The organism is Methylophaga sulfidovorans (assembly GCF_900114205.1).
Classification (GTDB): domain Bacteria; phylum Pseudomonadota; class Gammaproteobacteria; order Nitrosococcales; family Methylophagaceae; genus Methylophaga; species Methylophaga sulfidovorans.
Genome location: NZ_FOSH01000006.1, coordinates 148,719 through 163,904, shown reverse-complemented (window position 1 = coordinate 163,904; position 15,186 = coordinate 148,719). Strand labels below are relative to the sequence as shown.

13 protein-coding genes and 1 riboswitch are annotated in these 15,186 nt (G+C 37.3%); all 13 genes read right to left on the bottom strand.

The window, feature by feature from the left end; genetic code table 11:
- Positions 1–77 precede the first annotated feature (77 nt).
- The 13 genes from BM232_RS06890 to BM232_RS06830 all read right to left on the bottom strand — a co-directional run bounded on the left by BM232_RS06890 (position 78) and on the right by BM232_RS06830 (position 15,170).
- Positions 78–1,481, bottom strand: coding sequence for a hypothetical protein (locus tag BM232_RS06890; RefSeq protein WP_177207275.1), 1,404 nt, complete (start codon positions 1,479–1,481; stop codon positions 78–80).
- A 3-nt stretch (positions 1,482–1,484) separates the two neighbouring features.
- Entirely contained in the window at positions 1,485–2,384 is a 900-nt protein-coding gene (locus tag BM232_RS06885; protein WP_091712765.1) for an NAD-dependent epimerase/dehydratase family protein, read from the bottom strand.
- Positions 2,385–2,386: 2 nt separating this feature from the next.
- The gene (locus BM232_RS06880; protein ID WP_091712763.1) at positions 2,387–3,532 is read right to left on the bottom strand and encodes a glycosyltransferase family 4 protein; all 1,146 of its coding nucleotides are present in this window, start codon (positions 3,530–3,532) and stop codon (positions 2,387–2,389) included.
- An 18-nt stretch (positions 3,533–3,550) separates the two neighbouring features.
- The gene (locus BM232_RS06875) at positions 3,551–5,125 is read right to left on the bottom strand and encodes a lipopolysaccharide biosynthesis protein (protein WP_091712735.1); all 1,575 of its coding nucleotides are present in this window, start codon (positions 5,123–5,125) and stop codon (positions 3,551–3,553) included.
- 112 nt (positions 5,126–5,237) lie between these two features.
- Positions 5,238–6,131 carry a glycosyltransferase gene (locus tag BM232_RS06870; RefSeq protein WP_091712732.1) on the bottom strand — a complete coding sequence of 298 codons (894 nt, stop codon included), beginning with the start codon at positions 6,129–6,131 and terminating at the stop codon, positions 5,238–5,240.
- 122 nt (positions 6,132–6,253) lie between these two features.
- Positions 6,254–8,086, bottom strand: a complete 1,833-nt coding sequence (locus tag BM232_RS06865; protein WP_143092268.1) for a right-handed parallel beta-helix repeat-containing protein — start codon at positions 8,084–8,086, stop codon at positions 6,254–6,256.
- A gap of 326 nt (positions 8,087–8,412) precedes the next feature.
- Positions 8,413–9,303 (bottom strand): ExeA family protein, encoded by an 891-nt coding sequence (locus BM232_RS06860; RefSeq protein ID WP_091712728.1) that lies wholly within the window; start codon positions 9,301–9,303, stop codon positions 8,413–8,415.
- A 3-nt stretch (positions 9,304–9,306) separates the two neighbouring features.
- The gene (locus tag BM232_RS06855; protein WP_091712725.1) at positions 9,307–10,149 is read right to left on the bottom strand and encodes a CpsD/CapB family tyrosine-protein kinase; all 843 of its coding nucleotides are present in this window, start codon (positions 10,147–10,149) and stop codon (positions 9,307–9,309) included.
- 31 nt (positions 10,150–10,180) lie between these two features.
- The gene (locus BM232_RS06850; protein ID WP_091712723.1) at positions 10,181–11,941 is read right to left on the bottom strand and encodes a Wzz/FepE/Etk N-terminal domain-containing protein; all 1,761 of its coding nucleotides are present in this window, start codon (positions 11,939–11,941) and stop codon (positions 10,181–10,183) included.
- 24 nt (positions 11,942–11,965) lie between these two features.
- Positions 11,966–13,153: a porin family protein gene (locus BM232_RS06845; protein ID WP_091712721.1), complete on the bottom strand. Its 1,188-nt coding sequence runs from the start codon at positions 13,151–13,153 to the stop codon at positions 11,966–11,968.
- 24 nt (positions 13,154–13,177) lie between these two features.
- Positions 13,178–13,729 carry a polysaccharide biosynthesis/export family protein gene (locus tag BM232_RS06840; RefSeq protein WP_091712719.1) on the bottom strand — a complete coding sequence of 184 codons (552 nt, stop codon included), beginning with the start codon at positions 13,727–13,729 and terminating at the stop codon, positions 13,178–13,180.
- Between the two features lie 124 nt (positions 13,730–13,853).
- Positions 13,854–14,363, bottom strand: a complete 510-nt coding sequence (locus BM232_RS06835) for a hypothetical protein (protein ID WP_091712718.1) — start codon at positions 14,361–14,363, stop codon at positions 13,854–13,856.
- Between the two features lie 33 nt (positions 14,364–14,396).
- A riboswitch (cyclic di-GMP riboswitch) is annotated at positions 14,397–14,476 on the bottom strand.
- A gap of 205 nt (positions 14,477–14,681) precedes the next feature.
- Positions 14,682–15,170: a hypothetical protein gene (locus BM232_RS06830; RefSeq protein WP_091712715.1), complete on the bottom strand. Its 489-nt coding sequence runs from the start codon at positions 15,168–15,170 to the stop codon at positions 14,682–14,684.
- Between the last annotated feature and the right edge of the window lie 16 nt (positions 15,171–15,186).

Genomic DNA, 15,186 nt, shown 5'->3' with positions numbered 1-15,186 from the left:
CCAGATAGTTTATAAAATTAAGCCAAACCATTTTTTACCGGCCAGTATTCATCACTATGTATTTTATAATTTTTTCATTAGTTTATATATTTCTTGCTTTTTGTATCCACAAAATTTGTTTTTTTCACAGTTAAATCAAAACTTTTTGACCTCTGGGATAAAGACTGGACCCGCCCGAACAAACTACCAATGATAAGCCAGTAAAGTGAATTTAGTGAGGAATTAGGAATTTGATCTAATAAAATAATTGACACAAGTAGAGAATGTCCTGCAAGGAGAAGCTTCTCTTGTTCAGTAATATTTTGAATTCGTCGCTGCTCTCTATATGCATATAATAATGGCACGACGATAAATAAAAAACGAGATAAAAAACCTAACCAACCGTATGTACCTAGTGTAATAATCCATGTACCATCTGTGACACTTATGTCTTTTCCAGATTCTTCATCATAAATCCTATTTCGCCCCCAGCCCCCCCAACCAAACCAGGATTTTTCGTTAGCGTGTGCCAGTAAAGCTTGTTCGTTCTTGAAGCGAAAATCTAAAGACTGTGCTCGCTCTTCACTAAAATATTCCGAGAATTTAACGATTCCATTATGAGGAAATAAATTCACCGTACTTAAGAATGGATAGGTAATAAACATAATTGCAATCATTGCTGATGCACGATGTATCCATTTTGTATTAATAAAGTGAATTGATAGATAGACAAATAATGCAAAAACAAATGACGCATAGCTTTTGGATAAAATTAAAGTAATAAAAAGTAATGCTATCGCAAAGTTTGTACTAAAGTTAAAGATTCTAATTTTGGCTTTTCTCAGAATCCCCATTGTTCCAAACCCAAGAGCCAAAAACATGGCTACTAAAAGCCCATGCCCCATAAATAAAACAGCCCTGAAGCCGCCCTCACGATATTGCTGTAGAAATGAATGTGGAAAATAACCATATAAGTCCACATGTAATTGTGGACTCATTCTTATCTCATACAAGGCTAAAAACGCATAAAAAAAGGCTGCTATGCTTAAATACTGAAATAACTTTATTTGATTCATTTCATCACGAAAAAAGCTTATTCCAATAAAAAAAGGAAAAAAATACAAGAACCCCGTTATTGATTGACTTAAGCCATCATACAGAGACAAGCCTGGCATAAATAAATAAGGAGACTTATTGGTGAGTGAAGTCAAAAATGGAGCAGCCATAAAGCTAAAAAAAACTACCATCATTGGTTTAGTTAAATGTTGAAAGCCGATTCGCTTTCCGCTTACTAAAAAATAGAGAATAATCGTGATACTGGTTATGGTAAATTTATCAAGCGCAGGGACTCCAGGCAGGTTAATGGCAAAAGATGCAGGCAAGAACATATACGCCAATAAATAACTCAAGAAACTACCTATTCCATGCCCATATCGTCGAATCAGAAAAATAACGAATAAAGGCCAAAAACAGATAACAAGATAAGCAAAAAAATTAGGCATGAGTTAGTAATCTTCAAAAAAGCTCAACGATTGCTTCAACCCAGCATCAAGGCTGATCAACGGTTCCCAAGCTAATTTTTTTAAGGCCTTAGTGTTATCAAGAATCATTTCTGGCACATCAAAGTTTCGTTGTTCTCGATATTCAACGTTTATTTTTTTATTTGTTAACATCTCAATGGTCAAAATAATTTCATTGAGTGAATATCCCTTCCCACTACTGATGTTAAAGACTCCCTGAGGTAACAGTTCCATTGCTTTAATGGTTGCATTTACCATATCCGAGACGTAAATATAATCACGAATAACACTACCGTCCCCCCATACAGTTAACTTTGAGTTTTTAACTGCTGCGTGAAGGCAAGTACCTATAAATCCTTGCACTCCCATACGCTTTTGCCCCGGTCCATATGGATTAGATGGCCTTAAAATAGTAGAGCTTATTCCATACAAAGAATGGTACATGTGTAGATATTTTTCTATGGCCAGTTTAACAATCCCATAGCTACAGATTGGATTAGTTTTATGATTCTCATCCATAGGTGAATAATCAGGAATGCCATAAACGGTTCCGCCGGAAGAGAAATATACAAGATTTGAGACATTTGCCTGTCGCATCAAATCCAAAAGATTTATAGTATTTACTAAATTACCATTTATATCACTAATTGGATCATGATTAGATGTACTTGGCACAGATGTGCTTATCATATGAATGACAACATCAATACCTATCAATGCTCCTGATAATGCCATCCTATCTGAGAAGTCAGCGTTAATAAACTCTACATCACTGCGTTCAACAACTGACTTATCAAATATACGGACGTTATGTCCTTTGGCAACGATAACATCTGTTACATGGTTCCCAAGAAAACCTGTTCCACCTAATATTAAAACATTCACAATTAACTTATCACTTTAGTCAGAATTTGCTGAGCTCTCTTCGTTGCGACATTGTTCCATAAAAACTCTTCAGCCCGCTGTCTAGACGCTAATGCAAGGGCCATTCTTAATTGTCTATTTTCATAGATCGTTTGCAACTTATCTATCCACCCTAGCTTATTATGAGGCTCAATAATATAACCTTCGATGTTTTCTCTAATAATACCATCGCCAGCCATCGGTGAAACTAAGCAAGGTAAACCAGCCCCTATAGCTAAATAAGTTACGAGCGGGCTTCCTTCTTCTAAGCTTGGCATAAGAAAAACATCAGCAGTTGAGTAATGAGAGTTTAAATCGTTAGTAAAAGATATAAACTCTATTGATGGGTCAGCTTCATATTTTGCAAGGACAGCCTTCATAACACTATCAACTTTACCAATAATCTTTAATTTTCCTTTAATCTTGGAAGCTTGCCAGTATTCGAGAAGAAGGTGCACCCCTTTCCTGGGAATAACACTACCAACAAACAGCGCTGTGAATTCATTATGACTCTTACCCTCTATTCGAGCAGTTGATATTAAATCATCAGTATCAAGACCATAAGAAGTATTTAATATCTTTTCATGAGAAATACCGGCCCCTGCAAGAGAGTTTGTTACTTGTGGGCTTGGGCTAAAAATAAAGTTTGCATACTCTAAAATAGCGTTTTCAGCTATTAATTTCGACTCAGGAATATTATAGCTATCATCCAACCCTATCCGTTTATATTCTTCATTTAATATAGAAATTGAGGTTTTATGGTGGCAGTTAATATTCTCAATTATTATTTTAGCTCCAGTATTTTTAATATACTTAACGGTGTCTATAGAGCACCCAGGCCATAAATGAACAACCTCATAGCGTTCTGAAATTACTCTTAACTTCATTTCTGCTTTTTTTATCATGTGATGCTCGCCCTTAAAGCGAGAAGCTACTCTATAAATCCAATCTGTCGGATATGTTTCTTTTACGTGATTTTCACCTTTCGCGAAGTCAGATTTGAGAGATAAAAGCTCAGAAACCAATAAGTGATTATTCATTCCCATTGCAAGAGAGTGAGCTGCATAACCAATACCATAAGGTTTTATATGGTGAGGTAAGTAGGCTAGGACATTTTTTTTTATTTCCATAAATAGCTCTTCGAATAGTTATGACTTAGCAAGAAGCTTCAGGACTTTTTTCATAGGCTCAGGGACCTTATCAATCTGAGACATTCTCATCAGATCCATCTTATCTTGAGTCCTTAACCCAAATTTCACAATAAATACAATGTATACGAATGCACTAAGTGCTGAAACAGATATGAGTTTAACCCAGCTATCGATATCATATTCTGATTTAACAAATAAGCAGAATAACAGAGCTGGAAGTGCTGGAATAAATGTTGGGATAAGACACTCTTTAAACCAATAAATGAAAGGTGTATGTGCAAGCCTCCTACAAAATGGCCATTTTAACGTAACATCTAAGATAACGACCGCAATTATTGATGCATAAGCTGAACCATAGGCCCCTTGTTCATAGCGAACAACAAAGAGAAAGGTTAAGAGCAAGTTTGTTATTTGAATAAATATTACACGTAAGGAGAGTCCCCTCATATCACCAGATGCTAATGCCACAGCTGCCCCGAGGGCATTCAGAGCGTTCATAATAGTTACGCCCATTAGAATGGCCATTACGCCACCAGCTTTGTCATATTGCCCGTTCAGATAAAGATGCATCAGTTCCGTACTAAAACATACAACAGGGACAGCTATCATAAGCACTATCCAAGTATGATACCGAGCTGTTCTGGTGTATGTGTTTCTCAATCGTACATTGTCTTGAGTTGCAACCATACCAGCTAAAATAGGAAAGAATGGCTTACTGATAGGCATGAGAATCTGAATCATTGTTCTAGGCACTAGGTCTGACACATAAAAGACAGTGACTTCAAATGCAGTTGAAAAACGATTAAGGATTAGGGGATCCATAGCTTTTTTAATTACATCGGCCAGACTGCCTACAAACCACCAACTGCCAAATGCTGTAATCTCTTTTGCTAATGTTTTCTTAAACTTTCTAAATGAAACTTTCTGTGCAGGTAATAGTTTTAATGATATAGGTGTTGAAATAGCCAAATTTAATAGCTCACTACAAACTAATGCAACAGTGACCCAAAGGGCTTTGGCGCTAAGCCCAAATAATAAACAAAATAGTAAAGCAATTCGAAATAGATTACATGTAATGTCAATTAGATCTTGCCAAACTAGTTTTTGTCTCACCATAAAGCCTGACAAAAATACAGTCAAAGGTAGTCTTACCGCAGTTGAAAACACCATAAGTGCGAGCATAATTTTGGCATCTAAAAGGTATTGAGGTGCTATAACTAGAAAGGTATCTATATTCCAAGCAATCCACCACCCCACTATGAGAAAAACTATTCCCGCTAAAAATAATATGGGAAACATTGTTGAACAAATGGTATTTATTTGTTCTAGGTCATTCTTTGCATAAGCAACTGTAACGAATCTAGATAAACCACCGGTGAGCACAGTTGTCATTAACGGAGCAAATGCCATTGCGGATAAGACGATAGGTATAAGACTGTATTCGCTTGCAGATATATGTTTGAGGAGGTATTGCTGCAACCATACAAGAACAGACATACTTAAAAGGAGAGATATAGCTGAACTTAAAGAATTGATCAGTATAATTTTCTTACTTATTTCAATTCCAGACATAAATTAGAAATTACCTAAATGTTAGTGTTGAAGTTACTAAATATTAGTCAATTAACTGTTGCTAAAATTAAAGGTGGAGAGAAGCTTCAACTCAGGCAATCTGTGGGAGTGACTAAAAGAGTTTATTAAATATTAGTAGAGGTAAACGATGATAGTTGCCAACAGCAAAATTTAATCGAATAGAGTTTTTATTTGTCCATGGATATTTTGTAGAGATTATTTCATATAAAAACTTCTCATCCATTGTGCTGTTTTTTTTCATATCTTTTACGATTTGATGAAACCATGTATCACTTCTAGAATCAAATCTTATGGTACTGTAGTGGTATATTTTTGGTTTTTTTGCACAAATACCTTTTTGCAATCCAATTAAAAGATTCCAGCAAGGCTCAAGTGGCTCTACGTCTATCTTTGTTTTTTTTATAGCCTCATGCATTGGTGGTTGGTCTTTATGTAAACCAAGTGCACTATTCTGAAGCCAAAGATTATGCCAGACTTCAAAGAATCTAGTTACCCTTAATGAGTCCTTCACAAACATAACACCAGAGTTAAAATATTCTTTTGGTAACTCCCAACTCATGTCATCAAAAGTTTTACGTTCGTAATCATAAAACACGAAATCCTTTGGTTTTTTTACATTATGATCATATACCATTGCTAGATCGGTATTACATTCGAAAACTGAACTGATGTCGGCGACAGGTACAGCATCAATATCTATGTAAACATAATCACCAGTTACGAACTTCCTAAGCTGTGTTTTTATTATACGACTCGTGAATGCATTATTTTCACCTAGACAATCAACGACATTTACTAGATCCACTAAATCGAGTATTTTTTTTCTATAATTAGATAAACCTGTGAATGTTTTTTTATCAATCACCAATTCAATAGCGAGTGATGGTGAGAATTTTCTCAGGCAGCTAGCAGACAATATTGCCATCTCAGTATAGTGATCATTTTCATCACTCACTAAAACATACACTGCTTTTTTTTTAGTCATATCATCCCTTGAAGATTAATTATTACCCTAACTAAAAGATACTATCTATATTACTCTAAAAAAATGCCCACACACAGTGTAGGCATCAACGTGACTATACAACCAAAAGGCAGTTTTTGACACTAACGCATTAAACAAACATCTCTAGAATAAGCCCTGCATGTAGATGCATTAACCTCTTTATAATCCTCTCGTGAAGCATCTATTACATCTTTAATAGTAATACTCCTAATCGAGCTTGGCTTTCTAACATTCTCTTTTACTGCATTAGTAGGTGTTGGAGTGTTGTCTAGACTCTTACTATCCTCTTGTATTACTGTAGTAGACAAGGGTGAAGTGAATCTTGATTTTTCACTAGTATCATTACTCAATTTAGTAGTTGTTTCATCTTTTGGAATGTTTATGTTTCGTCCAGATGAAGTTCCAGAGCTAGAAGGTGAGCTAGAATGAGATGAGCCACCTCCTGTCGGAGCATGGGCATTTTGTTCTGTATTAGCCTCAATATCAATGGTTTTATTTGTCAGTCGACTTGGTTTTGTATCAATTATAGTTTCCGGTTGATTGTAGGTAGCATTATCAGATTCATTTTTTATGGAGTACGAATCTAAATTACCTTCATCAGCTACATGTATAATTTCAACAGTATCAACTAACAATTTATCAAGTTTTAAACCATTATGATACTCACAGTCATTCTGGCTTATATCTGTATTGGTGTTCACCAGTTTTCTTATTATGCATTCAACAGTGGTGTTCTCTGGTTGCCATATCTGATTATTGCTTACCTCATAGGGGTTATCACCGCCAATCTTAATACCAGAGAATTTTGGAGTTGTACTGACAATCTTATTGTTACGTATTAACACATTGCTTGATTTAAAACTGTCTTCATCCCTCACAGGAACGCTAATACCAGTAATTAGAATCCCTCCTTCATCAATTATCTTATTTCCGGTAATTTCAAGCCCATCACATGATGCACAACCGATTGCTGTTCCACCGACATTAATTAATGTATTGTTCGTAATTTTGACATTCTTGAAATATTCTTCGTATTGCTGGTAGCCCGTATCAACACTTATCCCCCAACAAGCCAAAGAAACTTTTCCTGCGTCCTCTTTCACGGTGTTGTTAGTGATGACTAAATCATGGAAAACTCCATGAGCAACAAGCGATACTCCATTGCATTTGCCATCCACAATTGAGGACTTGTATAGAAAGTTATCTCTTATTGTTATACCTGTTGAAGCTTTAGAGGCACTACTCAGATATATATTGTGGTCCAATATCCCATGGCTACCATTACGTTCAAAAGTATTCTTTTCTATGAGGCAATCGTTACACGTCCCTAAGAAACCAATTTTACTGCTATTGATAATTCTTGAGTTGATTAATTTAATTCTGTCATTTGAACCATTAGAAAGCTTATTAGCAGGCTTATTCGCGCCAGCGAAATATACTCCGATATCAAACCCATCAATATAAACGTTATCAATCAATGTATCGTTCACTTCATTGGAGAGCCTAACACCTACACCACCACCTGATGATATGAGACTGATATTACGTACAACATAGCCGCCATCTGCATTCGATGGTCCACCATCCTCAAAATTAAATGGACTAGAGCCGTTTAGTGATAATATGACTGGCATTGGTTTATTCGAATCGCCATAGTCCTTTATTTCACAAACAGCATCTTTGTGACATGATGAATTATAGAATCTAGGAGTGCTGTCAACTACAAACTGTCCTCCACGACAAAAGTTAATGCTGCTTCCAGGAAGCATCGTGTTAAATAATGTTGTAGCTTTAGCATAAGTTTGCATTGGCTTGTCTACAGTACCAGGGTTATTGTCATCACCCGTGTCACAAAAGTAGTATTCTGAAGAAAAAACTGCTGTACAGTTAATAAAAAATGCGATTGCAATAAATAATTTGATTACTTTTTTCATGTCCATCCCCCCCCCGTGATAATAAGATGACACAGATTAATAATATGCTTGATTCACAGTTGTATTAGTGATTTCTCTCACACAATTTAAACTGAAAAATCTTTTTTTATATTTTTGTGAACTTACAAACAGTATAACGACTTGAGTTTCTAATTACTTTAGTCAAAGTCACTGAGATATGGTTCAAAAAAAGCCCAGTGTCATCCACTGGGCTCAAAAACTCTCTGGGGGGCAGAAAGTTTTTAGAACTGCAGTGATAATTTACCTTTCAGACAAATAATGAATCGTGAACGAAATCACATTGTCAGAAATTTTGAAAAGTTATCTCAAACTAAATGAATATTATAAAGCTCTAACAACCAGCTTCTTACACGCTTAACATCAGGGTTTTGACTGTCTTTTGTTCTAATAATGGTAGATGAGCGTTTGTCTTTAATCATGTCAATTACCGTATTGACATTGACCTCTTTCGAATCATCAGCAAAAGCATATACTAGAGCAAAGTCACATAGGTTATTAATACGTCTTGGTACGCCTTCGCTATAGCAGAAGATAGCAGCGCATGCTTCATTGGTAAAAATCTTATGGTCTGCACCGGCAACTTCCATTCGGTGTTCAATGTATTTTTGTGTTTCTGGATAGCTCAATGCTTTTAAGTGATATTCAACTCCAATACGCTGAGCAAACTGTTCAAGCTCCGGTAAATTAAGTTTATCACTGAGTTCAGGCTGGCCAGTTAATACTAATTGCATAAAGATATCTGCATCAATATTGACATTTGAAAGTAGTCTTAACTCTTCCAAAGCCTTAACGGATAAGTTTTGAGCTTCGTCTACAATCAGAACGATTTTTTTACCTTTCGCATGTTGTTCAACAACAAAATCAACATAATCACGATAGCGACCCGCGTTATCAGTGGCTGATGATGGGATTTCGAGTGCATCAAGTACCCACTCCATTAATTCGCCAAAGGATTCACTGGTGTTGTTAATCAATCCGATCAGGTATTCATCATCCAGTTTTTTTAACAGGGACCGAATTAATGTTGTTTTACCCGCACCAATCTCTCCGGTAACGACAGTAAAGCCCGCCTGACTCATTAAGCCATATTCGAGCATGGTTAAGGCTTTTTTATGTACAGGGCTAAGGTATAAAAACTTAGGATCAGGAACCAGGTTAAACGGCTTGAAATTCAGACCAAAATGTTCTGTATACATGAATTAATAATTCTGATGGGTTGGATGTCTTTCTGCTTTGTTAAGCACAGTTCCGACGAGATGTGAACCTTCTAATAGTTGTAACGACTTTTTAATGTTCTCTTCATTATTTTTTCCATCTTCCAGCACCAGTAAAGTACAGTCAAAATAATTGGAAGACATCAAAACATCATCGGTCTGTAATAAAGGTGGTACATCAAAAATAATCAACCGCGAGTTGTATTGCGATTTAATATCTTTCACTAATGATGCCATTTTTGGACTTGAGAGTAACTCGGCTGAATCTTCAGCTCTCCCCTTTCCCGGTAGGATAACCAGTCTTTCTACGCCAGGGTTTACTAGAACATGGTGAAGATATAAATCTTCTTCAAGATATTCTTTCAACCCCCCTTCTACATTTAATCCAAAGTAACTGGCAATCGAAGGATTTCTTAAATCCATATCAACCAAAAGCACTGTCTGATTGAGTTCCATAGCAATCGCTACGGCTAGATTAGACGATACCAAAGATTTACCTTCGCCTGCTGTGGGCGATGTAATGGCCAAAGTCTGCCAGTCATTTTGCCGCATTTTCTGCAGAACTTGTGTTCGCAACATACGAAATACTGCTGATTGCGGATTATTGTAATGACCGGCAATAACACGGTTGTTTTCCAGAACACTGGGTGGTGTTTTAACGACTTTTGTTTGTGTATATTCAATATTCTGTAACGGTGGCGCTAATGGGTCTTCAGGAAAAGAGGTATTTATATCAATTTTCGTAGATACAGTTGTATTTTCTGGCTCACCCTCGATCCCAGCATGCTTTTGCTTTGCTTTGTCTAAGGCTTTTTGAATTCTATCCATTCTTATTTCCTACTCAAAGAATCAGGTACAGTTAAAGCAAACTTACTTTTCGCATTAATCGATACCACAGCACTTCGAGATTGATCACGTAAAAGTGTACTGCTATCACTGATGCAATAGCTAACAGAATAGCAATAATGATCCAGCGGTTTCTTAATGTTTTTCTGCGAGCCAGTTCTCGTGTTGTTGTGATAACAGGGATAACAACCAGCGGTGATTTACCAACGATATGAGCAACTTGTGTATACCCTCTTACGCCACCAAAGAACATCTCAACCAAAAGAGCTAAGCCTAATCCTGCTCCCATCGATGCACCTAAGCCAAGAACGAGCAATTTAGGTCTGTTAGGTTTCTCTGCTTTTGAAGGCACTGCTGGCGGTTCGATTAAAGTAAAGCTTTCACCTTTGTTCTCTGACTCCAAATTCTGTGCCAGTTCAGCTTGTAATTGCTTAGCACGTAATTCACGATATTTGGCTACTGTATTTTCGTGATCACGTGTCAACTCATCATATGCCCGCTGAACTTGGTATGTTTCCGAAACACGGCGTTCAAATTCAGCAAGTTTTGTTTTAATCTCTTCCTGACGAACTCTTAAGCGAGACACTTCATTTTCCGTTGAGTCTATTTTGGATTTGAGTTGCACATAAGCGGGATTCAATCGTTCGGATGATGTCGTTGTTTCAGCTGGTTGACTATCAGCGTTTTCCAGGCGTTTTTCCAGGCCGGCAATCTTATTTTTTTGTGCTTTTATGTCTGGGTGATTATCAGCATATTTTTCACTCAGCGTGTTTAACTCTGTCTTTGCCTGGTCTAATTCAGCTTGAATGACTTGAGCATCATTCCCTGTGACACCCAGCTCTTTTTCTAAGGCATCAATTTGTCGTTTCACTCTTACCACATCAGGATGCGTTGGTTCGTATTTTGATAATAGAGTACTGTATTCAATTCTCAATTGCTCCAGTCGCACTTCTGAAGTACTGGTTTCATTTCCAGTACTCGCCGTCACACCTAATGGTAAATACATTGGGATAGTTGAAAGCTGGAGACTTAATGTAGTGATTTGATCTTTTAGTAATAAAATTTCGTTTTGATTCGTATTTTGCTCGTCACCCAGTCTTTCGATCATTGAAAGGTTGTACTGTAATAACTCAGGTAAGCTACCACTATAACGGTCTTTGAACTCAGCAATTTGTTTTTCCAGTTCACGAACTTTTGCCTGAAACTTATCACCCTCTTCTTTGAGGAAGTCTTTAGTTTCTGCGGCCCGGTCAGTACGGGCTTTGACGTTTTCATTCAAGAATTCGGTTACGAGCTCATTAGCCACCTGTTGTGCTTTTTGAGGCGATTTATCCATAAAAGAGACGGTAAAAGCAATACTAGCTCGTTTAGCACGACCACTAACTGGATCCGTCACGTTCGCCTGAACTAAGTCCACACTTACATTAGACTTAAATAACTCTACTATGGTTGAAGTAGCTGCCATTTTTTGACGTTCTGTACGGTAAAGATCATATTTTCTGACCATCTCCATGACTCTGGATGTGGTCATTAGGCGTTGTTTGATGACTTCGATTCGTTGGTCAGCATAACTGGTTACTGTTGAACGGACTAAGTCATTTGGAATTTCTTGTGACTCAATCAGTATTGTGCCTTGAGATTTGTAGGTAGCCGGTAAAGAAAAGACTACTACTACTGTCGCTATGGCTAATAACACAGCAGGGACAATAATCCACACCTTCCTCCGCCAGAGAATATTAAGATAGTCTCCTAAGCCCTTTACTTCTTCTTCCATTTATTATTTGCTCTTTGCTGTGATTTAGCGAGAAAAACGAATTCCATGCCAATTGTAATCGATGTTGAACGTCAGCGCATTGCCATCAACATTTTTACCATCAGACTCATCAACACTACGATATCTGTACGCAAAAACAAGTGACCAGTCCTCAGCCAATTTCCACGATAGACTAGGTGAAAAATCAATATATTTTGTTTCTGTGCTATCTAAATCATCCGCACTGCGATATTTACGATAACTCGCTGACAAATTACCGGTGAGTTTTTCGGTCAGGTTTCTACGGTAAGTAATGGTGTAAGCATCCTGTTCATTGACATCACCTTCACTCGAAGGTAGTAAGGATCGACTTGCTGATAAGGTATAACTATTTAATTCATCTTCTCTGGTTGTGCTTATCGAATAATCTAAACCTGTGCTTTGATCCGAAGTCTGTGAACCGACTACTGGGTTATTTTCACTATCCAAATAACGAGCACCAAGCAAACCATTGACAGACCACAGTTCAGATAATTGATATTCGCTTGTCAGCCCTAATGAATACGAATCGTATTCATTGTCTAAACTGTCAGATTCGGCTTGATAATTAACATACGTAAACGATAAGCCACCATTTAACCTTTCTGTGTATTGATGCTGCCACGCAAGGTTCAGACTAGCTGTTTCATTATCTGTTAAATTCGATGATGAACCAAAAACCGAGTTATTATTTCGTGAATCGTCAGATTGCTTTCGCGTTTGATAGGATAAACTCGTGCTTATCGTATCTAACTCCGTCAATCTATAACTATAAGATGGTGAAATACTTTTTGTAATCGTTGTCGAAATATTACTAAAGTCAGCGGTATCTTCTTCAGCAATACTTCGAGACTCACGTTCGGCATAGTCTAATTTCAATCCGTAAGTACTTCTCTCTGTAGCATAAGACGTACTGAAACTGGCAAACGGGTTTTCTTTATCCAGTTCCTTTAAATCTTTGTATCTACTGATTCTATATCCCAAACGTATTTCTGAGCTTGAGTTTTCAAGTGATCTGCTTAATGATAAAGTCGGGTCGATATTGAGACTGAAATCGTCCAACTTATCTTCTCGAAGTAATTCGTTATCATCATATTTAAATTTAGGGTCTGCCTGTGCATTAAATACCCATTCTGCTGCTGATGCGGTGTTTATCAGCACAATAGGCACTAATAGCGGAATATATTTTCTCATGGACACGGGTCTCAGCTATTTTGCTTAGGGTACGATAATCACGTCACCACTCTCCAATGTAATATTGGTATTTAATGCTTTACCTTTTTTTATCTCAGCATATTTGACAGGTAGTACTTGTTGTTTAGTCCCATCTCTGCGCAGCACAATAATATTATTTTCTTCTGCATAAGGAGATAAACCGCCCGCTAAACTTAAGGCTTGCATAGCATCTAGAGGTTGATTCATCACAAATGAACCGGGATTAAGTACTTTTCCCAGGATATGGACTCTGTTACCGTCAACGCTTGTTACAGAGACTGTAACAACAGGATCAGCTAGATATTCGCTGAGTTTTTTTGTTAATTCTTCTTCAACCTCTGCCACCGTTTTATCTTTAGCGACAACTTCTCCAGCTAAAGGAAAGGTAATAACACCATCAGGTAAGACGGTTACTTGCTTTTGTAAAGACTCTTCATTCCATACTGATATGTCTAAGACGTCACCTGAATTTAATAAATAGCGTTCGGCAGCAAATACAGTTGAAGAAAACAGAGAAACAACAACGATAAAGAACAAAAGGAAACGCTTTGACATAATGGAAAATCCTTATCTATAAATAACATTCAAAATTGATATTAACACTCTATTTTTCAAAAAAAAAGGGAGCATTAGCCCCCTTTCAGATTGTAACAGTTAAATAATTACTGTTAATTTATTATTATGCAGCAACTGCTGATTTTCTTCTCAGCCCTAAGAAGCCTAATAAGGCTGGCGCAAATAAGAATACAGCTGCTGGTACTGGTACGGCTGATACTGAAACATCGTATTTGAATACGTTACGACTAGCATTGATAATATCAACAGCGTACTCTACGCCAGCCTCTAAAAATACGACGAAAGAATAGTCACCCATAATATTCAGAAGCGTTGTATAAACTGGGTAATCACCTTCAGCTGTAAATCCAAGTTGAGCGTTAGTGAAGTTCGACTCCGGATTAAATGACCATTCAATTTTGGCATATGTGTCTTCATTACTACTTAAATTGAATAACGAATTCCATGTGCCAGGTCCCTCAGTTACATAGCCACCGCCTAAAACGGTTGAACCACTTGAAACACTCACCTCTTGCGAAGCATTGAATGATGAGAATCCATCGAGTGTTAGAGTCGCTGCACTGACACTAACAGAGAACATGAGAGCTACTACAAATAGCATCGCTTTTTTCATAATAAACTTCCTTATGCATAAGTTAAAAACAAGCAATGCAGCCCAGCCATCTTCTTCATTGAAGATCTGTGGCTTTCCGACCCCGCCTCACGACGAGTTTGGCTTTAATCAATTATCAAATCATTAATTTGATAATTACCTATCTGACTTTTTCAGATGTTTCCATCTTACGAGTCTCGTTTAGGTCGTGTCTATTGTACCTTGGTACAATGGATACAATTAATTTCACACCGAATTTGACTGGCATAATCTACAATATCATTACGTCAATAAAAAAGGGAGCTTAAGCTCCCTTTTTTATTTTCTATTTCGTTTGAACTACGCTGCCACAGCTGCTTTTCTACGCATGCCCAAAAAGCCTAATAAGGCAGGGGCAAACAAGAATAATGCGGCTGGTACAGGTACTGCTGATACTGATACATCATATTTAACTACACTTGATGTCGCATCAATTATGCTCAAGATATAGTCTGCGCCCGCAGTCAACATAGCTGTGAAGCTAAAGTCTTCAGTGATCGCGTATGATACCGTATCACCCAATGTACCAAAAACTAGTGTTGCACCGATAATAGCTGGGTTGAATGACCATGCAATCACAACAGGTGTGTCTTCGTCTGTTGTTAATGCAAACTCAGAACTCCAAGTACCACCAGTAGAAACCGTACCACTACCTAATACAACTGAACCAGATGTGACATCAGCACTTTGACTTGCGATAGTTGAACCAACTTCAGTCAGAGATAACGTTGCGGCGTTAACACTTACTGAAAACAATAAAGCTACGACAAATAGCATCGCTTTTTTCATAATAAACTTCCTTATG